Below are 25,732 nucleotides of genomic sequence, written 5' to 3'. Positions count from 1 at the left end.
TACACGTCCGGACCTATTGCATCACCCCTTGAGTACAGCCGACGCCAATCACACGAGTTCCCTACGCATCATCTGGCAAGGAGCCGCGCTATGAGTGGGACCGGACAACTGCCTGAACTGGAATCGCTGCGGACGCAACTCGCCGACGTGGCACGAGAGCTCGCCGAGCGGGATCGAACACTGTATGAGCAGACCACTAACCGTGACCGCCAGCTACAGGACCTGCAAGAACAGTCCGTCTGGCTCCGCACGATAGTTGAGGGGACCGCCGCAGACATCGGCGAGCGGTTTTTCGCGTCCTTGGTGAATCAGCTCACCTCAACCTTGCAGGTGCAGTACGCGGTCATTGGCATCGTCACCGAGGCCGCCCCTCACACGATCCACACAATCGCCGTCTCCTCGGGAGGGACCCTTGTCAGAAACTTTGAATATGCCCTATCCCAGACACCCTGCGAGGCTGCGCTGAAAGAGTCTTTCGCCCGATTTGACAGCCAGGTGCAAGATACTTTCCCCAAATTTGAACTGCCGGGTGGGGTGAGAATCGACAGCTACTGCGGCGTCCCGATACGCATCAAGAGTGGCGCCGTGATCGGCATCCTCGCCATCATGGATACCAAACCGCTCCGCAAGAGCGAATGGATCCAGTCGGTCCTCACCCTGTTCGCTGCGAGAGCAGGAGCCGAACTGCAGCGACAGCAGGCTGAAGCAGCACAGCGGGCGGCGGAGAGTCGGTTGCGCTTCACACAGGTTGCCGTGGATCAATCATTCGATGGAGTGCTGTGGGCCGACGACTCCACACGATTCATCTACGCCAATGACGCCGTCTGCCGGTCGCTCGGGTATTCGCGGGAAGAGCTCCTTGGTCTGACCATCGCCGACATTGCGCCTTGCCATGATCCCGAACATTTTCAACAGCGGCTTGATGAGATCACGCAAGGCGGGGCAGCCACCTACGAATCCGTGCACCGCCGCAAAGACGGCTCGGAATTTCCCATCGAAATCTCGGTGACCTATCTCGAGTACGAGGGGACAGGCTATACCTGCGGCTTTATTCGCGACATCACAGAAAGACAACGCGTCGAGCAGGAGCGACTCAAGGCGCTCACGGATCTCCGTAATATCACAGAAACCGTTCCTGACTTTATGTTCACCCTCGACACCCAGGGGAACATGGTGAAATGGAATCACCGCGTCGAAGAGGTCACGGGATACAGCCCTGAGGAATTACACGGCAAATCCGCGCTCGCCTTTGTCCCCCCTCACGAGCAAGAACAGACGGCGCGCGCGATTCAACGCGCGTTCACGGACGGAAAGGCTGAACTCGAAGGGCATCTCATAACCAAAGACCAGCGGACCATCCCCTATCATTGGACCGGAGCCGTGCTCAAGGATCTTCATGGCCGAATCATCGGCATCACCGGAATCGGCCGAGATGTCTCAGCACAGAAAGAGACTGCCGAGGCCTTACAACGTCAACAACATCATCTCATGGAGGCCCAGGCGCTGGCCCATTTGGGAAGCTGGGAATGGGACATCGAGTCGGGAGACACCGTGTGGTCGGAAGAGCAATTCCGCATCTTCGGCCACGAGCCGGGGGCCATCGCCGTCACGTATGACACGTTCTTGGCCGCGCTGCTTCCTGACGATCACGATCGCGTGCTGGCGGCAGTCAACGACGCCTTGCTCGGGAAATGCCCGCTCGATCTGGAATGCCGAATCGTCCGGCCGAACGGGGACATTCGCGTCATTCACATGCGCGCAGACGTCCAGCGTGACATCACGGCGCATCCGACCGCGATGGCTGGCACCGCCCTCGACATCACCGAGCGGAAGCAAGTGGAAGAAGCCCTCCGGGCGAGTGAAGAACGTTGGCACTTGGCGGTACAAGGCAGCAACGACGGCATCTGGGATTGGAATATCCAGGCTGGGGAGATCTTCTTTTCCGCGCGATGGAAAGCCATGCGCGGTTTCGCAGACTCTGAAGTCAGGAACCACATCGACGAGTGGCGCAGCCATATCCATCCCGACGATCTGGACCGCGTGCTCCAGAGCATCGACCACTATCTAGCCAAACAGACCTCAGCCTTTTGCGAAGAGTACCGGGTCCAGCGCAAAGACGGGTCCTATATGTGGATCTTGGATCGAGGTGCCGCTCTCTGGGCCGACAACGGCACCCCGATTCGTATGACTGGCTCGGAATCGGATGTGACCGATCGCAAATTGATGGAACAAGCCCTGTGCGCGAGCGAAACGCGCTTTGCGGCATTCATGACTCATCTGCCTGGCGCAGCGTTTATCAAAGATGACGCCGGACGCCACGTGTTTGCAAACCAGGGCTTTGAGCAAGTCCTGGGCTTGAAGCGCAACGACTGGTACCTCAAGACCAATGAGGAGCTGTTTCCTCCCGACATCGCCGCGGTGTTCAGCCAACACGACCAGACGCTCAGAATGCAGGAGCACCCCCTGGAAACCGTCGAAACTACGCTCCACGAAAACGAGACTCGTCACTGGCTGGTCAAGAAATACAAAATCCCAGGCGAGCAAACGAGTCCGGGATTCATCGGTGGAATCGCGATCGACATTACAGAGCGGAAACAGGCCGAAGCGGCCCTCTGGACGAGCGAAGAACAGCTACGCTTGGCGATGGAGGGCTCGACCGATGCCCTCTGGGATGCCCGAGTAGGTCCCGACCATCACTGGACCGATCCCGCAGTCCCCTTGTGGTGGTCGCCCCGCATCCGACAGTGGTTACAGCTCTCCGAATCAGAGCTCTTTACGACAGTAGGAGAGTGGACAGACCGATTGCATCCCGACGACGTAGCGCCGGTCATGGCCGCTCTTGCCGCACACATTGAAGGCTGCCACGCTCCCTACGATATCGAATATCGCCTGCGGACAAACTGCGACACCTATCTCTGGGTCCGTGGCCGTGGCCAGGCCCAGTGGGACGAGCAGGGCCGCCCCATCCGCATGTCTGGCTCCTGTCAGGATATTACTGCCCGCAAGCAGGCTGACATGGCTCTTCGGGAAAGCGAGGCGCGGACCCGTTCTATTCTTGAAACGGCATTGGATGCCGTCGTGTCCATCAACGAGAGCGGCCAGATCATCGGCTGGAACCCCCAAGCGGAGGTCATGTTCGGCTATTCCGCTAAAGAGGTACTGGGGCTACCATTAGAACAAACCATTATCCCCGCTCGATACCGCCAAGCCCATACCCAGGGTATGGACCGCATGCTGCAGAGCGGCGATGGCTCAACTATACATCGCCGCTTTGAATTCTTCGCCCTCCATCGAAGCGGGCGAGAGTTTCCTGTCGAATTCGCCATCGCTGCAACCCAATTCGGCGGACGACCAATGTTCAGTGCCTTCATCCGCGATATCACCGACCGCAAGCGGGCAGAGGAAGCGCTGCGGGAAAGCGAAGAACGTTACCGGACCTTGGTCGAACTCTCCCCCTCCGGCGTCTTTGTGTTTAGTGAAGGACGAGCCGTCTACGTCAACTCCATGGCCATGACCATTCTCGGCGCCACGGAATCGAACGACATTCTTGCGCGCGACCCCTTCGAGTTCATTCATCCCGGCTACCATGAGGACGTCACACAGAACCTCCGCCGCGTCTTGGCCGGCGAGACCACCGTGCATCGGGCGGAGCGGGTGTATCTCAAAATGGACGGCAGCCCCATCCACGTGCAAGTCGAAGCCGTGCGGATCACCTGGAACGGCAAGCCGGCCATTCAAGGGTTCTTCTCCGACATCACTGAACGCAGGCAGGCGGAGCATAAGTTACGGCTCACACAATTCACCATCGATCACGCGGTGGATGCGATTTATTGGATTGATCCGCAAGCCACAATTGTGGATGTGAACGAGGCCGCCAGCGAGATGTTGGGATATTCGAAAGACGAGCTGTGCGCGATGACGGTCTACGACTTGAATCCCGATTTCCAGGCGGACAGGTGGCCGGCCTTTTGGGCGGAGACGAAGCAACGCGGAACGGCAACTGTTGAGACGAGGCATCGGGCCAAAGACGGCCGGATCGTCCCTGTCGAGGTGCATATCAGCCATTTGTCCTACGGAGAGAACGAGTATCACTGCGCGTTCGTTCGGAATATCACTGAGCGCAAACGGACTGACGCCGCCCTGCGAGCCAGCGAGGAGCGGCTTCGAACGGTCGTGGAGTCGTCTGCGAATGGGTTGGTGATGGTCGATGGTGAGGGCCGGATCGTCCTGCTCAATCGACAAATCGAGCGGCTCTTCGGCTATCGACGAGAAGCACTCATTGGCCGGCCTATCGAAGTCCTGATTCCTCCTCGCTTCCGCATGCATCATCCGAGCTTGCGGGCCGCCTACCAGAAGACCCCCGAGACGATGATGCCGATCAGAGGGCGCGATCTCTATGGAATGCGTCAAGACGGTGGCGAGTTCCCGGTCGAAATCGAATTGAATCGGATCGAGACCGGCAACGGACCGATGACGCTCGCCTCGGTGATGGATCTTACCGAGCGCAAGCGGGCCGAGGACAAGCAGAAACAGCTGCTCACGGAACTAGCCGAATCGCAGAAACACTTCGAGCAGATCTTCCACTGGACCCCCTCTGCCGTTGCGATCAGCACGCTGGCGGAGGGACGGTTTCTTGATGTGAACGACCAGTTGGTCCAATTGACCGGGTATTCGCGAGAGGAGCTGATCGGTCATACCACGGCCGAATTGCAGTTATGGGCCGAGCCGCTCGAACGGGCCCACGTGATCCAGGAAATTCTTCAACAGCGATCCCTACACAACGAAGAAGGGCTCCTTCGGACCAAGTCCGGCGAGCTTCGCACGATCATGGTGTCCGTCGACCGAATACAGGTGAAGGCTACGCCCTGTCTCATCTATGTGGCCCACGACATCACGGAACGCAAGCAGGCCGAAATCGCGCAAGCACGACAATACGAGGCGCTGCAGGCGATTTTCCGCATGACCGTCGCCCTGTCCCGCGCCTCTTCACTGGAGGAACTCTACGAACAGGGAATCGATGGAGTACAGCGGGCGCTTAAGGTGGATCGGGCCTCCATTCTCCTCTTCGACGAGGACGGCGTCATGCGGTTCAAGGCGTCACGGGGTCTCTCGGAAGAGTATAAGATGGCCGTGGAAGGCCATTCGCCATGGTCGCGCGAGACCGTCAATCCTCAACCGATGCTGGTCGAAGATGTGGTTGCTGACCCGTCTGTCGCTCCGTACCGCAAGATTTTCGTTGGGGAAGGGATTGCGGCGCTGGGGTTCATTCCCCTGGTCTCCGCTGAGGGACTAGTGGGGAAATTCATGCTCTATTACGATACCCCGCATCAGTTTACGGCGGAAGAGATTCAGATCGCGCAGACGATCGCCAGCCACGTCGCGCTCATGATTCAACGCAAGCGGGCAGTGGCGATGCTGCGGCACAGCGAACGCCAGCTGCGGACTGTGCTCGATTCGTTGCCGATCGGCGTCTGGTTTACCGATCGAACCGGCAAAACCCTCCTCGCCAATCCGGCGGCCAAGCAGATCTGGTCGAACATCAAGCACGTCGGGTTGCAGACCCAGGACAATCCATCCGGCTGGTGGGAGACGCTTGAACCGGTCAACGAACCGCATCGCTGGGCCTTGGGCCACGCACTGACCACGGGGAAGTCCTCGCTCAATGAGACCTTGGATCTGGAAGGTCTCGATGGCGGGACAAAGACGATTCGCAATACGACCGTCCCGGTCAGAGACGAGTCAGGAACGGTGTTAGGCGCTGTGATCCTGAACGAAGACTTGACCGAAATCCGCCGCATCCAAGAAGCGTTGAAGCTCACCCAGTTCTCCGTCGATCATGCCGTCGAGGGATTTTTCTGGATTGGTCCCGATGCCAGAATCCTTCACGTCAACGACGCAGCCTGCCGAATGTTGGAGTATTCTCGTGAGGAACTGATGGCCATGACGATGCACGATATTGACCCGCATTTTCCGCCGGAACTCTGGCCGGCCCACTGGGAGGAGTTGAAGCAGAAAGGATCCGTGGCGCTCGAGTCGAAACAGTGGTCGAAAACCGGTCGCGTCCTGGACATGGAGATCACCGTCAGCTACCTCCGGTACACGGGCCGAGAATATCACTGCGCGATTATGCGGGACATCGGAGAGCGCAAGAAGGCAGAGCAGGCGTTGCGCGAGAGCGAGGACCGGTTACAGCGCGCCCTTGAGGCCAGCGGCGCCGGAACCTGGCGGGTGGATCTCCATACCGGATTGGATACGCGCGATACGGGATTGAATCGGCTGCTCGGACTTCCCGCCGAAACCACCGTGCAACCGATGGACGAGTGGTTCACGTTCCTCCACCCAGATGATCGGCCCGCCATGGAGACGGCCTGGCAAAGCGCATCCATCAGCGGCCTGTATGAAGTTGAGCACCGGCTGATCCGAAGCGACGGAGCTATTCGCTGGGTCTATGATCGGGGCCGTTTCGTGCGTGACGAGGCGGGGCAACCGCTGTATGCCACCGGGGCGGTGATCGACATCACCGAACGCAAACGCGTTGAAGAAACGCTTCGTCAACGCGAAGACGATTTGCGGACAGCTCTTGAGGAACGAGAGCGAATCAGCCAAGATCTTCATGACGGTATCTTACAGTCGCTCTACGCGATTGGACTGGGACTGGAAGCGTGTAAGTCTCTTCAGCAGCAGCGCAAGAAAACTGCCAAAGCCATCACCCAGGCTCTTGACCAAGCTGTCGGCCAACTGAATACCGTCATGGGCGAGGTCCGAAACTTCATTGCCGGGCTGGACTCCGATGTCCTTCAAAGCGGGAAGTTTTCGATCGCCCTGTGCGCCATGATCCAGATGCTCGTCGCCAACCACCCGATGCGCTGTCACCTCGCCATCGATGAGACCACGGTGTGCCGCCTCTCGACCGAACAGGCGTTGCATATGATGAATATCATCCGTGAAGCGATCAGCAACGGCCTCCGCCACGGGCATGCGACCAAGGCGACGGTTTCGCTCAAACCCTTGGCTCGTTCGATTCGTCTCACGATCCGCGACAATGGAGAGGGTTTTGAGCCTGCTGATGCGCACAGCCTGGGACATGGATTATCCAACATGCGCGCGCGAGCCAAGAAAATGGGCGGGCATTTCACCATCCAATCCGCCCCGGACCGCGGCACTCGAGTCACCATCGACCTTCCGCAGGAGACCTGCCATGACAACGTTAAAAACCAAACCGATTCGGCTGTTGCTCGTCGATGACCACGAAGTCGTTCGGGTGGGACTAAAGACCGTCCTCGCCCACCAGAACCGCATTACCGTCGTCGGGGAATCCTCGACCGTCGCCGATGCGGTTCGGGATGCGGCACGGCTGAAGCCCGAGGTAATTTTGATGGACGTGCGGCTCCCGGACGGATCCGGCGTGGATGCCTGCCGGGAGATTCTCGCGGCCCACCCCCACATTCGCGTCATTTTCCTCACCTCATACGCCGATGATGATTCAGTCCTCGCGGCGGTATTGGCTGGCGCGCACGGATATGTGCTGAAAGAAATCGACTCCTCCGCGCTGCTCCGCGCGGTGCATGCCGTGGCAGAAGGGCATTCGATCCTCGATCCCAGTGTCACAGAACGGGCCCTCACATGGCTGCGAGGCCTCAGCAAGGGCTCCGCCCCACCGGGAACCGAGCCGTTGTCTCCCCAAGAAGAGCGGGTCCTGGCCCTCGTGGCAGAAGGTCAAACCAACAAGGAAATCGCCACCGCCCTGAACCTTAGCGATAAGACGGTCAAAAATTACTTAGCCAATGTCTTTCAGAAGCTGCGCGTCACGCGGCGGGCCCAAGCCGCTGCGTTTTTCGCAAAAAGGAAACAATAGCTGGAGTCGGACGGCTCTACTTCAGTAGGTCCTATTTTTATTTTGAGACGACGCGTCTACCTCTAGGCTATTCGCATGACTTTCTTTATACTTATCCATAATCTATGGCGAGTTGTGCACCTATCCCTCGTTGCTATTCCCCCGTGATGCTGTTTGGCCCTTCTCTGTATCAATTGGCTCTCCTCTGCTTGGGACAAAGACCAGGCCTGAACACCGGGCCACGGTCGGACCGCGAATGCGTTCTCGAGAAGCGCCACATGCCGGAGCTGGCGGCGTCTGGGAGCCCGGCGTGGATGTAACCGGGAACCTCTTGTTCGGCAGCGCCCTTCTCTCTGGAGCCGCTCTCTGGGCCTTCGTCCGTGAACGACGGCGCAACTTCCTTCAATCGAGGGTGATTGCCGCCACCAACTCCGGCGTGCTGGTCACCGATGCCTCCGTCCCCCGCCATCCGATCATCCAGGCCAATCCGGCATTCCGGCTCCTGACCGGCTACGCGGAGAGCGAGGTCTTGGGACAATCGACTCACTTTCTGAACGGAGCCCACACCGACCGAACCGCGATGGAGAAAATCGGGCTGGCGCTTCAGGACAGCCGGGCCTGTCGCGTCACCGTCCGCCATTATCGGAAGAACGGCACTCCCTTCTGGAACGAAGTCACACTCTCCCCCGTCAAGAATCGGGCGGGGACCGTGATCCAGTTTATCTGGGTGATGAATGATGTCACCCAACGGCAGCAGGCCGAAGAAGCCCTGAAGCACACGCACGACCCTTCGCACCTCTTGGCAGAGCGCATGGCCGAAACCATTCTGGTGATCGGCGAAGATAACCGCATTGCCTACGTCAATGCCGCCGGAATTCGACTCCTTGGCGCCACGTCTCCGGAACAACTCATTGGCAATCCCCTGGCGGCGATCCTGCCTCCTGACCGGCAGGAGGCCGCGCGGCAACGCCTGCAGCACCTGCGCGGCTCAGGGGATCCACGCACCTGTTACGAAGAGCGATTCGTCTGTTTGGATTCGCACACGCTGCACAAAGTCGTCACGGTCATGGTCTCCGCCTCACCCGTGCTCTGGAAGGGGAGGGCTGCGACGCTGTTCTCCTGTTCGGATCTGACCGCAGAACAACAGGCCCGCTCGACCACCCAACGCCTCGAGCAACAATTGACGTCGGCGGAGACCGCGGCTCACCTTGGAAGCTGGGAATGGAATCCTGGAGACCATACCGCGCAGTGGTCGAAAGAGCTGTACCGTATTTTGGGCCATCCAGAGGACACGGTTGCTCCCAGCCATGACCGGTTCCTGTCCTCGTTCCATCCGGACGATCGAGATCGTCTCCATACGGCCCTGACTCAGTATCTTGAGAGCGACGCACCGCTGGATGTGAGCTGCCGTATTGTGCAGCCGAATGGCACCGTTCGCCACGTGCACTGCCTCGGAGAAGCGATTGTCAGAGACACGACGAATCAACCGATCCGCGTAGCCGGCACGCTGCAAGATCTCACTCCGCACGTGATGATGGAGCAGATCGCGCACGATCGGGATGAACAATTCAAGATGGTTGTGGAATCGGCCCCCAACGGCATCCTCCTGACGTCCGAGGACGGAACGATCACGCTGGCGAATGCGACCCTCGAAAAGATCTTCGGATACGGTCACGGCGAACTCATCGGCCACTCGGTCGACATCCTGGTGCCGAATGAATTCAAGACCAGCCACGCCGATCAGCGCCGAAGCTTCTTCGCTGCGCCGGTCTCCCGACCGATGGGCGCCGGCCGTGAGTTTCTCGCGCGAAGAAAGGATGGGAAGGAGATCTCCGTTGAAATCGGACTCGCCCCGCTTCGCACGTCGACCGGAACGCATGTTCTCGCCACCATCGTGGATATCTCCGCTCGCAAAGCCCTGGACGAACTGCTGCGTGAGAAGGACGCCTTGAATCAAGCCGTACTCGATTCACTGACCGCTGAAGTCGCCGTGCTCGACCAGACCGGCCAGATCACGGCCGTCAACGCCGCGTGGCGGCAATTCGGACTGACGGGAGTCGGCGAGGCGGCACCGATCTCCCCGGGACACAACTACCTTGTCAGCCTTAAGAACGCAGCCCACGGAGGGGATGCCACTGCGCAACGCGCGCTTGAAGGGATCGAGGCCGTCCGGGCAGGGACCCGTGAGCGGTTTTCTCTCGAATATCCCTGCCAGACACCCACTGAGGCGCGGTGGTTTGCCATGACCGTCATGCCGCTTCACGGCCCCTGGGACGGACTCGTCGTCACCCACGAAGAGATCTCGGCCCGCAAGCTGGCGGAACAAGAACGAGAACACCTCCTCACGCAAACGCAACATCTCCAAAAGATGCAAGCGATCGGGACCTTGGCCGGCGGGATCGCACATGAATTCAATAACAGCCTGACCGCCGTTCTTGGATTCAGCGAACTGGCCATCAAAGCCATCGCCAAGGATCACAAGGTCCGGCGACACCTCGATCAGATCATTGCCGCAGGACGAAAGTCCCGCGATCTGGTCCATCAGCTTCTTACATTCAGCCAGCAAGGGCGCCATCTCAAACGCCCGCTCTCGTTGCACATCCTCATCAAGGAATCCCTGAAGCTGCTCCGGCCGCTGGTCCCCTCCTGGGTTCAGCTCAACGAACGCATCCACGTGCCGACGCCGCCGGTATCGGCCGATTCCTCCCAGATGCATCAGATGCTGCTCAATCTTGTGGAGAACGCCTTGCACGCCATGCAGAAAACGGGCGGGACACTCACCGTCGCGCTGGAGGAAGTCCAGGTTACACAACTGCGAGTCGGCCCCCAGGCGCGCTTGGAGCCCGGCGCCTACGCGCGACTGATGGTCCAGGACACGGGGGAAGGGATGCCGCCTGACGTTCAAGAGCGCATCTTCGATCCCTTCTTTACTACGAAGGATCTTGGCACAGGGCGCGGCATGGGTCTCGCCGTCGTGCATGGCATCATCACCGCCCATGGCGGAACGATTTTTGTGGACAGCTCCCCGGGAACCGGCACGACCGTCGAGGTCTACTTGCCGATTATCCCCACCCAGAACGCCACGTCCGTTTCTCCCAATGCCGAAGAGCCGCTCCCGCAAGGGCATGAATGCGTCCTCTTTGTCGACGATGAGGAATCCCTTGCCCGTTTTGGAGGGGAGATGCTAGAGTCGCTCGGGTACTATGCCGTGGTGCGTATGAGTGCGTCGGAAGCCTTGCAGGCGTTCCACATGGCCCCTCAGCGGTTCGACCTTCTGATCACCGACGTCACGATGCCGAACATGAGCGGCATTGCCCTGGCGAAAGACTGTCGACAATTGCGTCCCGATCTTCCCATTATTCTCTGTTCGGGATCGGAGCACACGCTGTCCGCAGAAGCCAAGCAAGTCCAAGGCTTAACCAAATGCGTCTTAAAACCGCTGATGCTGCAGGATGTGGCTCGCACCATCAGACAGGTGCTGGACCAAGCAGCCTCGGAGACTCCGTCCCCCCATCAGCGATACCGAGAACTCGCCCGCGAACTTGTTGAGGAACACGATGCCATCAGTCCTAGTCGTTGACGACGAAGATCAAATCCGCCAGCTGATCCGAGAGACCCTGGAACAGGCGGGGTATGACGTACAGGAAGCCAGCAACGGGAAGCAGGGTCTGGAGCGATATCGGACGAAGCCCGCGGATCTCGTGATCATGGACATTCTGATGCCCGATCAAGACGGGCTCGAAAGCATTATGACCCTGCGCCGTGAGTTCCCGGCCTCGCGCGTGATTGCCATTACCGGCGGCAGCGACATGATCGGCATCTTGAATTTTCTCGATGTGGCCAAAATGCTTGGCGCCCGACGAACCCTTCAGAAACCGTTCGATATGCAGACGCTTCTGGATGCGGCCCAATCAGAACTCAGCCACTAGCTCACGCCCACAGCCCTCACTCCACGTTGACATCACGGCATCCTGCCCGGCACACTGCCGCGTCCATGCCTCCAGCTACTCACAGAATCATGCTGCTGAATATCAGCCTCGGCACACTCGTCGTGGCCATAGGATTCTGGCTGCTCTGGGGCACGCTGATGCCCGGGGTAGTCGCCCTGTGGGTCGGGTTGGTCGGATCGTTTTTATATTGGAAGTGCCGCACCATCACGGAGATTTGGGCCTGGTCGACGCTGTTGCTCGGGCTTGAGAGTCTCGCCTGGCCGCTGCAACTGATGATACAGCTCAAATCAGTTCCAGCGGGACCCTCCGATGAAGAAATGGGTACGATCCTCTCCGCGGTGGTGCTTGGTCTGTTCTCATCGGTCTTTTGGATGTCCTTTTCCTACGGCCTGTTCAAACGAAAGCCAGAAACACCGGCACCCTCAACCACCCTCTCCACACCTGAGCTCGCCAAACGGCCCTCACGCCAGAACAAGCGATAGTCTGCTACCCCATATCGACCGGATCGACATCCACGCTGAACTTGAAGATACGACCAGGATACGCTCGCTCCATGGTCTCGAGCGATCGGCGCACTCCGTCCCGCATCGCCGTGCGATCTCCACCTTTCACCATGATGTGCCACCCCAATGTCCCGCTGGATCCAACCCCAGTCGCCGCCACCGGTCCGAGCACGACGATCCCCTGGCTCTGTGGATCAGCCGATAGACTCTGCTGTGACGATGCCATTCCAGATGGTGCCGCAGGATGCCGAACGGATAGGGTCTTGTGTAATTCACTCACCCATCGCTGCGCCGCCACCTCGGTCAGCCGCCGATCTTTCCCTGATACCGTCAGATAGATGAGGTGCTGGACCGGCGGGTACCCCAACAAGCGACGCGCCTGCATCTCCTCAGCGTAAAATCTCGCCGGATCGTGGGCGGCGACCGCTTGCATGACGTGATGCATCGGCAACGAGGTTTGCAAGATGACCCGCCCGCCGGAGGGGGCCGGCCGCGCGAGATTCACCGCATCAACCAACAGCTGGTGGGTCCGTTCAGCCGCACGAAAATCCGGGAGGTGCAGTCCGGAATCGGCATCGACGATTCCAACAAGACCAACCGGCAGAATAGGCTCCCGTTGAAACAATGCCTGCGTCCCGATCAAGATGTCCCAGGTACGGGCATGGACTTGCTGCCACAATCGACGAGCGGACACCACCCCACGAGTCGTGTCGCGATCAATTCGGACAATCCGTGACCCCGGACAAAGCCGGTGGACTTCCTGCTCGATCCGTTCCGTCCCTTCCCCAATCGGACTCAAGCGTGACGCTCCACAGGCTCCGCAGATTTCAGGCAGCGATTCTTTACGTCCGCAATAGCGACAGGCGAGGCGTGCGGACTCCCGGTAATACACCAACGCAACGGCACATGACGGACAGCGCGGCACCCATCCGCAATCGCGACAGACAAGCGCCCCGGCATACCCCCGGCGGTTGAGAAATAAGATCGCGCGATCTTGTTGCGCCACGGTAGCTCGCAGGGCAGCCGTGAGAGTCGCGCTGAATGGCGCTCCGCCGAACTCCCGGCTCATATCCACCAGTTCGATGTGGGGAACACTCTCTGGCTCTTTGTGTTGAGCCACCCGTTCGATCTCGCCCACGCTCCTCACTTCCAGAGACGGATGGGCAGATCCATACACCAATAGAGCAGACTCGTGCTGCGCCCGCATCCAGGCCACCTCTCGTGCATGATAGTGCGGCTCCTGAGGCTCTTTGAGGGCGGAGTCTTCTTCCCCATCAACCCAGATCAATCCGATCGATCGAAGAGGATAAAATATGGCTGAACGGGTCCCTACCACAATCTGCGGAGCGTCCTTCCCATTCAGTTCACCATCAACTCCCGGCACTCCCCGGGGTTGAAGCGTGACGGGGTATAGGGTGGCTTCTTGAAGGACGTGAGCCAACCACTGGGCGCGCACGACTTCACCGATAACAATGAGCACGGATCGCCCTTGGTCCAGGACAAATTGGGCCGCCCTTGCCATGATCCCGACTCGATAATCCAAGGCCCCGTCGATCAGTACCCTTGTCGGGCAAGCCTGCATGAGCCCCTGGACCCGCTGCAGCACTTCTACCGCTGGAGTGAGTGGCACAAATGCATGGATCGGGAGTTCCCTTTCGGGCTCGCTCCGGCGGATGCGAGACGGACGAATGGAGAGAGTCCCCTCGCTCCGGAGAATCCATTGCTGAGCTTCGAGAAACCTAAGCGCCTGACGGTCGCTGTTCCGTCGAGACAACCGAATGGTCGAAGCAGAGAGACCCTTCGTCCTGCGCGCGATTCGTTGGAGTAGTGGAAGATGCACATCCGGGCAAGTGCCTTGCTCCAAGGCCAGCTGTCCCTGTGAAGTGGCCACATAGGACCGTTTGGGTTGAGGAACCGCGCGAGCCGACGGTGCCACAAGCCGTAAACACTGCCCCCATGGAGCGATATATTCTTCGGCGACCTGCCGCGAGAGCTCGAACATCCCGGGAGCAAACCCTGTCAGACCGTCGCCATCTGATACCGCAGCAATGGCCTTGAGTTGCGAGACCTTCACCCCGCTGGGCAAATCGCGCGTCAGTCCTATAACGGCCCCCTCCAACGTCGTCCGCCCAAATGGCACGACCACCCGCTGGCCCACTCCAACCCGGCTCACCAGCGAGGGCGGAATCAGATAGGTGAAGGTTTTCGCCAGATGCCGAGGAACAATCACCTCGGCAAACATGGGTCCATTCGGACAATCGATACGTGGACGAGAATCGATAGGCATCCGGCATTCTAGCAGCGAGCCGAAAGCCAGAACAACGAAGGGAAGGAGGGGAGGGGAGAATGACCGCCGAAGAACTGTTCAATGGGCGGACGCATGTCTCATGCGTCCGCCCATTGAAATGCGAAACTTACTCTAAGGGCCGACCGGTGGGCACAGCCGGATCCTGCGCGGTCGGATCTGGGAGCCCGACCGGCCCTGAAGAGTCAGGGAGGCTGAGAGTCCCTGGCCCGTGGTCCGCCGGGAGAGCATCCTGTCCGATTACTGAAGAGTCAGATGGGCCTCCCGCGGCATCCGATGCCGCAGGGACGGATGACGAGTCGTGAGCGCCTTTCGCACTGAGACTGGCAGGATCGCTATCCGGCTTATCTGCCGTCTTGGGCATAGCCGGCTGTGGAGGATTGGCCTCCGTTGAGGTCGGGGCGTAGAGCAGGACTTCCACACGACGATTACTGGTCCGGCCCTCCTCAGTTGCGTTCGTCGCAACCGGTCGTCCATCACCATAGCCGACGGAAGCCAGGCGAGCCGAATCCAATCCTCCTTTTTCGACCAGATACCGAAGGACACCGCTCGCGCGGGCCTTGGACAGCTCCCAATTGCTCGGATAGCGCGACTTCAAGGTCGGACCGATCTCGACATTGTCTGCATGCCCCTCGACCCGGATCATTCGCGCGTCCCCACTGGTGCGCAAATACTCGATCAATTGATCCAGGATTTTGTATCCTTCCGGCCGAATCGAAGCCTCTCCTGAATCGTATCGGAGAAAATTCGTGATTTCGCCTAGATTCAACCGGCTTTCTCCCGAAGCATCTTGCACCTTCAGCTTCCTCGCAACGAGATCCGACGGAACGGCTGCCACCGTCTTCTCCATCTGAAGGGACTTGGGCTGAGACAGCGGCTGAACAGGAGTCTCGACGGGTAAAACCGCCGGCGCCGAATGCCCTGCGAGCTTGAATCGATCTCCTTTCATGACTCTAGTCGTGGCGCCCTGGATCATGGCGGTCGCCGTCCGATCCTCTGTCGCGATCACTTTCAATTGTCCGATCTTCCGCGGCGGGAGTCCCTGGCTGTGGCGATGCAACTCCAGAATGTCTCCGCTCCTGAGGCCATCTCCCCTCCCACGGTCGAGATAGACCACATCGAACTGCGAGACCAGCGTCATAGGCTTATCGGCCTGGAGCTCAACAATCATTCCCCGAAGTTCCGCCACTTCACTCACTTGGCTGGGCTCTTCTGCAGAAGCCGGCGGCACAAAGCGCATCACGGGATCGCCGGGCGCAACGACGCCGTAACTCCGAACAACCTGAACCGTCGTTAAGGCATGATCCACTTGCGTCGCCTGCACGACCGCCAGCCGTATTATGACAAACCCAAGATATTCGCCCGTGGCCGGGTGAAAGACTTTCCGCACTCGACGATAGACGGTATAGAGATCCCCCGGCGCGACGTCATGCGGATTATCGAGCTTGAGATACAACGCATCATTTTGTCCCAAAATCATTCGATCGCCGGTCGACTGATTATCCCCGGTGATGAGGTTTACAATGCCATCACGAGGCGTCGTTTTTTGAATCGCTCCCTCAGCGAATGCCAAGGCTCCTTCCCCAAATCGTATGGTGCTCGTGTCAACCGGCTGGGCGCCAGAAGGGACCGCGACCACACACAATGTCAGGGCCAAGAAAAGAGACGTAGTCGTTTTCATATATGTTGTCCTTGGTTGAGGCGAGTGGATCCTCGCAAACCATAGCAAATAATAGGGTATTGTCAAGAATTTCTCCTGATTGTACGGTCGTTTGACGGACCTTTTTACAAGGTGCTATCGTACGAAACTCCTATCCGTGCTCTCCTCTAATAGAATTAGCATCAAAGGCCATGACGCCCCCTAAATCACCGGACAATCCAGATCCGAAGAAACAACCACGGATCGAAACCCAAATCCACCGACGCCGGAAGGCGAAGGCCTTCTCCCCTCTGGAAGCAGAATGGGATATCGCTCAAGGGACTCCTCCAACCCAACTTAGGACAGTCCGCACTCCTCAACTCAAACCCGACTCAAAGAAGCCGTAACCAACTCCTTCCCACAGGCTCTTGAGGCATAGATTGTCCTAACCTCTCGGGCTTGGATCTCATACTGAAGAATCGTAAATACGGGAAGCTTCCGCTTTTAACCATGAACGACTCCTAGCGGGACAGGCTAGGGCTTTCGGGTCACTTATCGTAGGTCCTTTGTCCACTTGCTATCCCCCAGAGCGCAGAACTAAGATCTCGACTCTTCTTTCCAGTTCAACATCTTGCGAGATGGGAACGATGACCGGCTTTGATCTTCTGCTCGAGTATCTCACCAGGTATTTCCCGATACTTCTATTCATATTTATTGCTCTGGCCTTTGGGGTCGTCACCCTGGTGATCAGTTATTTCGTACAACCACGGTACCCTGAGCCGGAAAAGCTATCGACCTATGAGTGCGGATCCGAACCGTTTTCAGACGCTCGCATGCCGTTTCCCGTCCGGTATTACGTCTTTGCGATGCTCTTTGTGATCTTCGACATTGAAGTCATATTTCTCTATCCCTGGGCCATCGTATTCGAAAAGCTCGGGATCATTGGGTTGGTTGAAATGATGGTGTTTATCGCGCTGTTCCTGGTCGCGTATGTCTATGCCTGGAGAAAAGGGGCACTTGAATGGGACTGATCCAACTGGGGCGGCCAGACAAGGACAGCTCTCCCGATGTCATTACGACGACTGTCGAAAAAGCTGTGAACTGGGCACGCAAAGGCTCGCTCTGGCCCATGACCTTCGGCCTGGCCTGCTGTGCGATCGAAATGATCGCCGCGGTGTCATCCCGCTATGACATGGATCGCTACGGAGCCGGTGTCTTTCGTGCGTCCCCCAGACAGTCCGACTTGATGATTGTTGCTGGAACGGTCTGTCGCCGCATGGCCCCTGTGATCCGTAAAATTTACGATCAGATGCCCGAACCCAAATACGTCATCGCCATGGGATCCTGCGCTACCTCCGGCAATATCTATGACAGCTATAGCGTCGTCCAGGGTGTCGATCGATTCGTTCCCGTCGATATCTATGTCCCGGGTTGCCCTCCCACGCCAGAGGCGCTGTTCGACGGCATCCTGAAACTGCAAGAGCGGATCATGCAAAAGCGTGTGTTTGTCACACAGCCCGACCAGGTCAAACCAAGCGTGAAGGTCTAGGAACCGCGCGATGCATCAACTGGCACAACGAGTTCAAGACACCTTTCCCGTGGCCTTCCTGTCATCGACGGAATGGCGCGGCGATATCTCCGTCACCGTCACGAGAGACAAAGTGCACGAAGTCGCTCAGTTCCTGCACGATGATCCTGGGATGGACTTTGACTATATCGTCCATGTCAGCTCCGTGGACTGGCCCGATGACGAAGAGCGTTTTGAAGTGGTCTGGGAATTCTATGCGATCCGGAAGCGGCAGCGCATCAGACTCAAGACCCGAGTCCCGGAATCGGATTGTATCGTCGACTCCCTCACCGACATCTGGAAAGGTGCCGACTTCATGGAGCGCGAAGTGTACGACATGATGGGGATCCGCTTCCGCAACCATCCGGACCTGCGCCGCATCCTCATGCCCGACGATTACACCGAAGGCTATCCGCTGCGGAAAGATTTTCCGCTCCGCGGCAAAGGCTGGCGAGACACGTTTGATTTCCTCGACGAAGTGCCGCGATAGGAACGGGATTGGCTCATGGCGTTTGAAGATCAGAGAACCACCGTCTATAAAGTCGACCCGGAACATCCGGAGAGCGAGTCGCTGCCGACGCTTCGCACCGAAGAACTGCTGCTCAACATGGGGCCTCAGCATCCCAGCACCCATGGCGTCCTCAAGGTCATCTTGGAATTAGAAGGGGAACGGCTCGTAAAATCCACGCCGGTCCTAGGATTCCTCCACCGCGGCGTAGAAAAACTGGCTGAGGACGGCACCTATCATCAATTCATTCCCCATACGGACCGGCTCGATTATGTCTGCGCGATGTACAACAACTTCGCTTATTGCCGCGCCGTCGAGAAACTCCTGAATCTCCAAGTGCCCGATCGGGCTGAGTACCTCCGTACCATCGTCGCCGAAGTTCAGCGCATCATCGGCCATCAGTTCTGGCTGGGAACCCAAGCGCTCGACATCGGCGCCATGACCGTGTTCTTCTATTGTTTCCGCGACCGGGAAATCCTCTTGGACTGGTTCGATGAACTCTGCGGAGCTCGCCTAACGACGAGCTGGTACCGGATCGGCGGGGTCGAACGCGATTTCACGCCGTCCTTACTCGACAAACTCAAGAAATTTCTCGACTACTTTCCGCCCAAGATCGATGAGTACATCGTCTTCCTGGAGACCAACCGCATCTGGGTTGCGCGCACTAAAGGCGTCGCCGTCATCTCGGCGGAAGATGCCGTCAGCTTCGGCCTCAGCGGCCCGACCTTGCGCGGATCTGGCGTCGACTATGATCTGCGTAAGTACGAGCCCTATTCGGCCTATCCCAAATGCGAATTCAGCGTTCCCGTGGGAAAGAACGGCGACACGTACGATCGCTATTGGATTCGGGTCATGGAACTCTACGAGAGCGTAAAAATCATCCGGCAATGTCTCGAGCAAATGCAGGAAGGTCCGATTATGGCGGACGTCCCGAGCGTGACGCTGCCGCCGAAAGAACGCGTCTTTACGAATCTCGAGGCCATGATCCAGCAGTTCAAACTGTTCTCCCAGGGTTTCAACGCACCTCCAGGGGAAATCTACTGCGGAACGGAAGCGCATAAGGGTGAGTTGGGCTTCCACATTGTCAGTACAGGCGGCGGAAAACCTTATCGCCTGAAAATCCGCGCCCCTTCCTTCATCCATATGGGCGCATTTGATTACATGTCACGCGGGTATATGATCGCCGACGCCATCACGTTGTTCGGCACGTACGATATCGTCATGGGCGAATGCGACCGGTAGCCAGAGAGAGGCAAGGATCCGAACTATGGGCTTGAAGCCAGCCACCAATCCGGATGTCGAAGCGACGTCGATCGAGCTCAGCATCGACGGGAAGACGGTCTCCGCCAAAGACGGCGTCTCGCTGTATGACGTCATTTCCAGCACGGGCAAGATCATCCCGGCCATGTGCTATCACTATACATTCGACCCCTTCGGCTCGTGCGGTATGTGCCTCGTCATGCAGGAAGGGAAGAAAGCTCCGGTTCGCTCTTGCACGGCCAAAGCCACCGCAGGAATGGTGATCCGCACGGAAGGCGAGGATCTCTTCCTCGCGCGAAAGAAAGCCGTCGAAAAACATCTCTCGGTCCATCCGCTGGATTGTCCGGTCTGTGACGCCGACGGTCACTGCGAACTCCAGGACATGGCGTTTCAGCACGGTGTGACCAATCTGGCCAGCGCAAAACAGAAATTTATTCCGGAAGACACCCGCAGCCTCGTCCTCGACTTCAACATGAACCGCTGCATCGCCTGCGCCGAATGCATCAACGTCTGTAAAGACGTGCTGATGATCGATGCCTTGCAATTCATGAAAAAGGGCGGATTCAACCAGGTCGTCGCGAAAGGCGATCTCCCGCTGTCCTGCGAATTCTGCGGTGACTGTCTTGCCGTATGCCCCGTCGGCGCGATCACAAACAAATATTCGAAATACCTCTACAAGCCCTGGCAGATGAAGAAGACCGCCAGCACGTGCAACTATTGCGGCGACGGCTGCCAGCTCTACCTGGAAACGAAAGACTCCGAAGTCATCCGTGTGACGTCCCCGCTGTCCTGGAAAAACAAATGGGGCGATCGCGAGGAAACCGCCAAGGGACACGGTGGACTCTGCGTGCGGGGACGATTCGGATTCGAGTATCTCGACAGCAAGACTCGGCTCACTCAGCCGCTCGTGCGCGAGGGCAATCAGCTCGTGCCCAAGCCCTGGCTCGAAGCGATGCACCAGGTCGTCGACCGTTTCGCCGAAGTGAAGCAGAAACACGGCTCGGACGCGATTGCCGGATTGATTACCGCCCGTTGCACAAACGAAGAGCTCTATCTGTTCCAAAAGCTCATGCGGACCGTGTTCGGCAGCAATCATCTCGACAGCAGCGCCCGCTACGGACATATGAATTTCGTCCATGCCTCGCGCCATGCCCTGGGCTTCGGCCGGACCCCTAACGACTGGGAAGACCTCACCAAAGCCAAAGCCATTCTGGTGCTCGGCTCCAACATCACCGAGACCAATCCCTTGACTGCTGTCCGCATCAAGGAAGCCATTCGGGTCTACAAAGCCCAGGTGGTCGTGCTCGATTCGACCGTCACGAATATCGGAAAGCTGGCCTCCCATCCATTCCTCATCAAGCCCGGCACGGAGGGATGGGTGATTGATGGGCTCGTTAAAGCCACGCTCGAGCAAGATCTGGTAAACGAAACCGCGGTCGCCCGCTATCCGAAAGCCTTTGAGGCATTGAAAGCCGCCATAGCCACTCTGTCACTCGAACAGATTGCCACGTACACCGGAATTGCCGTCGACGCCTATCGGGACATCGCCGCCATCATGGCCGAAGCTCCGCGCTCGATTTTCTTGTGCGCGGAAGGCATCGTGCGGCGGCCTGATGGCTATCAAAACGTGCTCAAGCTCATCGACCTGGCCTGGATTACCGGCAAGCTCGGCCAGCCCGGTTGCGGCGTCAACACCCTGACCGAGGAGCCGAACGAGCAGGGCGCCGTCGACATGGGCGTTGCGCCTGAATTCCTGCCAGGCCAGAGCCGTTACGACGATACGGCGGCACGGGAACGATTCAGCAAAGCGTGGGAGGTCACATTACCCGCCACTACAACCGGCGCCAACCTGATTGAAATTTTGAAGCGCTGCAAGAGCGGTCAGATCAAGGCCTTGTATGTCATCGGCGAAAATCCCTTGGCCACACTCCCGGCCTCGGTTGAAGTCCGCAGTGCGCTCGAACGCCTCGAACTGCTGGTTGTGCAAGATCCCTTCTTGACCGACACGGGTCGTCAGGCGCATTTTGTCCTGCCTGCTTGCACGTACGCGGAGAAAGAGGGGACATTTACAAATCTGGAGGGGCGCGTGCTGCGTGTGCGCCAGGCCATGGATCCCGTCGGAGAAAGCCTGCCGGACTGGCACATTATGACAGCGCTGGCCAATGCACTGGGAGCCCAGTGGGGATACGAATCGGCCAACGACATTCAAGCCGAGATGATGAAACTCTTGCCTGGGTACTACAACCTCGGCCAGCCGCGTAAAGTGACGCCGGCTCCCGATCAGTACCTGACAAACGGGTACGCCGCCGAAGTGAAGACTCGCTATCGCCCCGCGGCGCCCGTCACCGATTCCAAACGGCCCTTCGCGCTAGTGATGGGACAATTGCTCGCCCATTCTGGCAAGATGTCGACAGAGGCGCCGGGACTGATCAACATTGCGCCAAACACCGGAAAGCTTCGGATGAACGCAGGCGATATGCAACGACTGGGACTCCAGGAAGGCACAAAGGTTCGCGTGACCTCTGAACGGGGTTCGCTCCAACTGGGCGTGCAGCCCGATATTGCGCAGGCACCGAACACCTGCTTCTTCCCGGAGCATTTCAATGAACCCCCGGTCAAAGACTTGATGGCCGTACAGGTCGATGCCGTAACCGGCGTGCCGTCCTTTAAACAGACCTGGGTCAGTATCGAAAAGGCTTAAGGGCGTGACAGACTTTCGTATAGCGGGCGGGAGCCGACAATGAGCGTTGCCACACTGACAAAAAAGATTCTGCATGCAGCCCTGTTCTATGAGATCTGGGATGCCATGAAGGTGACGTTCCGCCATATGTTCCATCGCCCGATCACGTTTCAGTACCCGCGCGAACAGCGGACCCTGCCCGACACCCATCGGGGCGCATTATCACTGCTGCGCTACGACGACGGCCGCGAACGCTGCGTGGGATGCGACCTCTGTGAGGCCGCCTGTCCGTCCCGTTGCATCAAGGTGATCAGTGCGGAGGACCCAGCCCGGCCTCTCCAGCGCTATGCCACGGAGTTTTACATCGACATCACGAAGTGTGTGTTCTGCGGCTACTGCGTGGAAGCCTGTCCCGTCAATGCGCTGGCCATGACCAAGATGTACGAATTCTCCACGCACGACAAGCGCACCCTCCTCTTCGACAAGAAGCGGCTCTACGACATTGGTGAGCGTCATCTCAGTGACGCGAAAAAATATCTTTACGCCCATAACCAGGAGAAAAATGTCGAGGAGAGTCGTGAGTACCGATACTATTTCCCCCAGTCGGTCCTCAAAGCAACGCAATCGACTCCCAAGCATTTGAGCTGAGACATCCCGATGATTGCTGTCTTCTTTTCGTATTTTGCGCTGATGAGTATTGCGGCCGCCGTCATGACGGTCGCGCTCAAAAATCCCGTCCACTGCGGCTTGGCTTTGCTGGCCCTCCTCCTGCACGTCTCGGGCTTTTTCGTCCTGCTCAATGCGGAGTTTCTCTGGGCCGTCCAGGTCATCGTCTACGCCGGAGCCATCCTCGTGCTCTATCTCTTCGTCCTGATGCTCCTGAATCTCAAAACGGACGAGCGCTATTTTCACTCCACCTATCTGTATTTTTTGACCCCGGCCGTTCTGGGATCCCTCTACGTGATATATCTCTTGCTCCACTCGCCTTTTGCCGGAGCGAAAGGCGACGCACCAGCCGTCGCTGTCTTGCAGGACGGGGACACGGCCGCGATCGGGATCAAGATGTTCAGCGACTATCTCCTGCAATTTGAAATCGTGGGAGTCTTCTTGTTGGGTGCCATTATCGGCGCAATCGTGCTGGCGAAAACACCCAAGCCGCTCAACTTGAGGAAAGACTGACGCATGCTTCCGTTAGCCGCCTATGTGGCAGTCAGTGCGGTCCTGTTCGTCATCGGACTGCTCGGCGTCCTGATCAGACGCAATTTTATTATCGTCCTGATGTCCGTCGAGATTATGCTCAACGCCGCCAATATCAACCTCGTGGCTTTTTCTTATTATCTTGAATCCATGGCCGGCCAGTTGGTGGCTCTGTTCATCATTGCGATCGCCGCAGGAGAAGCGGCCATCGGCTTAGCCATTATCATCGTTGTGTTCCGCGGCAAGCTCTCAACCAACGTCGATGAAATGAACCTCTTGAAGTGGTAACGTGTCGGATTTAACTGATCTGCTTATTAAACTGATTCCGGTTTTCCCCCTCCTGGCCGTCATTGCCAACGGTCTCCTTGGCAGCCGGTACTCCCATGAGGTCGCCCATCGTCTCGCCTGGGGATCGGTGGGACTCTCATTCCTCTGTGTCATCGGCGTCTTCGCGGATGTCCTGCGCACCGGAGCCACGCATGAAGTTGTAGCCTATCAATGGATCTTCGGCGGCGACCTCACCATTAACCTGGCCTATCTGGTCGACCCCCTGACCTGCGTCTGGCTCTTGGTGGTCACCGGCGTGGGATTCCTGATTCACGTCTACTCTGTCGGCTACATGCACGGTGAAGCAGGCTTCACGCGCTTCTTCACCTACATGAACCTGTTTATGGTTTCGATGCTGCTGCTCGTCATGGGCAACAACTATGCGGTCCTGTTCATCGGGTGGGAGGGGGTTGGACTCTGCTCCTATCTGCTCATCGGCTACTACTACGATAAAGTCTCTGCCGCCAAAGCCGCCTCCAAAGCGTTCGTCGTTAACCGTATCGGCGATGCCGGGTTCCTGTTGGCCATCTTCCTGATCTTTATTAATTTTAAAACACTCGACTACACAAAGGTGTTTGCCCAGCTGGGGCAACTCTCGCCCGACATGGCCACCGCCATCGCCCTCTGCCTGTTAGTCGGCGCGGTCGGGAAATCCGCCCAGCTTCCTCTGTACACCTGGTTGCCGGATGCGATGGAAGGGCCCACACCGGTCAGTGCGCTGATCCATGCCGCCACCATGGTTACGGCAGGGGTCTATATGATCGTCCGGAACCATGCCATTTTTGACCTCTCTCCCATTGCCATGGAGACCGTCGCAATCGTCGGAGGTTGCACCGCCTTATTTGCAGCGACCATCGGACTGGTGCAAACCGACATTAAACGTGTGCTGGCTTACTCCACCGTCAGCCAACTCGGCTACATGTTTCTCGCGTGTGGAATCGGCGCCTATACTGCCGCCGTCTTCCATGTCATGACCCATGCCTTCTTCAAAGCTCTCTTGTTCTTATCCGCTGGTTCGGTCATCCATGCGCTGTCAGGGGAACAGGACATCCGTAAAATGGGCGGGCTGAGCAAGAAGATACCTTGGACCTATCGGCTCTTCCTCATCGGCACCATTGCGATCGCAGGCATCCCACCGTTGGCCGGGTTCTGGAGTAAAGACGAGATCATGGGCCACGCCTTCGTGAATCACCAGTTCCTCTTCTATGGACTGGCGGCGATCGGTGCGTTCCTCACGTCTTTTTATATGTTCCGGCTGACGTACCTGACCTTCTACGGCGCCTCTCGCATGGACCATCACACAGAAGAGCATGTCCATGAGTCGCCCATGGTGATGGTCGGACCTCTGATGACGCTCGGCGTGTTATCAGTCTTCGGCGGACTCATCTTGGGATTTCCACCGGAACATGGGTGGCTCCATGGGTTCCTCGCCCCCGTTGCAGGCGCTGCCGGCGGACATGAAACCAGTGTTGCGACCACCCTGCTTCTTATGGGAACAGCCACCGGCATTGCGCTGCTCGGATGGGGCCTGGCTCATTTTCTCTATAGTTTAAGTCCTTCGACCGCGGACAACTGGTCAGTCAAATTCCAAGGCGTCTACACAACTCTCTTGAACAAGTATTACGTAGACGAGCTCTATGACTTCCTGTTTGTCGAGCCGACCAAACGGTTGGGGGAATTCCTGGATTGGTTTGATCGGACCGTGATCGATGGTCTCGTCAACGGCGTCGCACAGATGGCCGAATGGGGATCGGCCGGATCCACCTGGCTCGAAAAATACGTGGTCTATGCCGGCCTCAATGTGATTGGATTCGGCAACCATCTGGCCGCTCGCCAGGGACGCAGGCTCCAAAGCGGCATGGTCCATCACTATGCGGCGATTATTGTCGCCGGCCTCTTCTTGCTGGCGTTAGTCGTACAACTGATCGTCCAAAAGTAAGTCACGTCGAGGGATCGTCGGAG

The 25,732-nt window shown here is 58.0% G+C and carries 16 protein-coding genes; 14 read left to right on the top strand and 2 right to left on the bottom strand.

Going from position 1 to position 25,732, the window contains the following annotated elements; translation table 11 throughout:
- The first annotated feature begins 90 nt into the window (after positions 1-90).
- From Q8N04_18890 to Q8N04_18870, 5 genes are all read left to right on the top strand, one after another.
- Complete coding sequence (locus Q8N04_18890) at positions 91-7,245, top strand: PAS domain S-box protein (GenBank protein ID MDP3092748.1); 7,155 nt, start codon at positions 91-93, stop codon at positions 7,243-7,245.
- Entirely contained in the window at positions 7,199-7,855 is a 657-nt protein-coding gene (locus Q8N04_18885; protein ID MDP3092747.1) for a response regulator transcription factor, read from the top strand. The genes Q8N04_18890 and Q8N04_18885 overlap by 47 nt, the downstream gene beginning before the upstream one ends.
- 235 nt (positions 7,856-8,090) lie before the next feature.
- On the top strand, positions 8,091-11,414 hold the full coding sequence (locus Q8N04_18880; protein MDP3092746.1) for a PAS domain S-box protein: 3,324 nt from the start codon (positions 8,091-8,093) through the stop codon (positions 11,412-11,414).
- Positions 11,392-11,763: a response regulator gene (locus tag Q8N04_18875; protein ID MDP3092745.1), complete on the top strand. Its 372-nt coding sequence runs from the start codon at positions 11,392-11,394 to the stop codon at positions 11,761-11,763. The genes Q8N04_18880 and Q8N04_18875 overlap by 23 nt, the downstream gene beginning before the upstream one ends.
- A gap of 89 nt (positions 11,764-11,852) precedes the next feature.
- Positions 11,853-12,266, top strand: coding sequence for a hypothetical protein (locus tag Q8N04_18870; protein ID MDP3092744.1), 414 nt, complete (start codon positions 11,853-11,855; stop codon positions 12,264-12,266).
- A 4-nt stretch (positions 12,267-12,270) separates the two neighbouring features.
- Here the strand turns inward: Q8N04_18870 and priA are convergent, their stop codons facing one another.
- On the bottom strand, positions 12,271-14,574 hold the full coding sequence (gene priA / locus Q8N04_18865; GenBank protein ID MDP3092743.1) for a primosomal protein N': 2,304 nt from the start codon (positions 14,572-14,574) through the stop codon (positions 12,271-12,273).
- A gap of 127 nt (positions 14,575-14,701) precedes the next feature.
- A complete protein-coding gene (locus Q8N04_18860; protein MDP3092742.1) occupies positions 14,702-16,273 on the bottom strand; it encodes an OmpA family protein in 1,572 nt (523 codons plus the stop codon).
- A gap of 605 nt (positions 16,274-16,878) precedes the next feature.
- Here Q8N04_18860 and ndhC point away from each other — a divergent pair.
- From ndhC to nuoL, 9 genes are read left to right on the top strand one after another with little or no spacing between them, the layout of a single operon-like run.
- Positions 16,879-17,262, top strand: coding sequence for an NADH-quinone oxidoreductase subunit A (gene ndhC / locus Q8N04_18855; protein MDP3092741.1), 384 nt, complete (start codon positions 16,879-16,881; stop codon positions 17,260-17,262).
- Entirely contained in the window at positions 17,253-17,780 is a 528-nt protein-coding gene (locus tag Q8N04_18850; protein ID MDP3092740.1) for an NADH-quinone oxidoreductase subunit B family protein, read from the top strand. Before ndhC ends, Q8N04_18850 begins: the two co-directional genes overlap by 10 nt.
- A 10-nt stretch (positions 17,781-17,790) precedes the next feature.
- Positions 17,791-18,288 carry an NADH-quinone oxidoreductase subunit C gene (locus Q8N04_18845; GenBank protein MDP3092739.1) on the top strand — a complete coding sequence of 166 codons (498 nt, stop codon included), beginning with the start codon at positions 17,791-17,793 and terminating at the stop codon, positions 18,286-18,288.
- Between the two features lie 15 nt (positions 18,289-18,303).
- Positions 18,304-19,548, top strand: coding sequence for an NADH dehydrogenase (quinone) subunit D (gene nuoD / locus Q8N04_18840; protein MDP3092738.1), 1,245 nt, complete (start codon positions 18,304-18,306; stop codon positions 19,546-19,548).
- Positions 19,549-19,573: 25 nt separating this feature from the next.
- Entirely contained in the window at positions 19,574-22,267 is a 2,694-nt protein-coding gene (locus tag Q8N04_18835) for a molybdopterin-dependent oxidoreductase (GenBank protein ID MDP3092737.1), read from the top strand.
- A 39-nt stretch (positions 22,268-22,306) separates the two neighbouring features.
- Positions 22,307-22,894 (top strand): NADH-quinone oxidoreductase subunit NuoI, encoded by a 588-nt coding sequence (gene nuoI, locus Q8N04_18830; protein ID MDP3092736.1) that lies wholly within the window; start codon positions 22,307-22,309, stop codon positions 22,892-22,894.
- A 9-nt stretch (positions 22,895-22,903) separates the two neighbouring features.
- Positions 22,904-23,425 carry an NADH-quinone oxidoreductase subunit J gene (locus Q8N04_18825; GenBank protein ID MDP3092735.1) on the top strand — a complete coding sequence of 174 codons (522 nt, stop codon included), beginning with the start codon at positions 22,904-22,906 and terminating at the stop codon, positions 23,423-23,425.
- Between the two features lie 3 nt (positions 23,426-23,428).
- The gene (gene nuoK / locus Q8N04_18820; GenBank protein ID MDP3092734.1) at positions 23,429-23,731 is read left to right on the top strand and encodes an NADH-quinone oxidoreductase subunit NuoK; all 303 of its coding nucleotides are present in this window, start codon (positions 23,429-23,431) and stop codon (positions 23,729-23,731) included.
- Position 23,732: 1 nt separating this feature from the next.
- Positions 23,733-25,709 (top strand): NADH-quinone oxidoreductase subunit L, encoded by a 1,977-nt coding sequence (gene nuoL, locus Q8N04_18815; protein ID MDP3092733.1) that lies wholly within the window; start codon positions 23,733-23,735, stop codon positions 25,707-25,709.
- The last annotated feature ends 23 nt before the right edge of the window (positions 25,710-25,732 follow it).

It is taken from the genome of Nitrospira sp., assembly GCA_030692565.1.
Classification (GTDB): domain Bacteria; phylum Nitrospirota; class Nitrospiria; order Nitrospirales; family Nitrospiraceae; genus Nitrospira_D.
The sequence above is the reverse complement of the archived record's forward strand: the minus strand, read 5'-3'. Positions and strand labels throughout refer to the sequence as shown.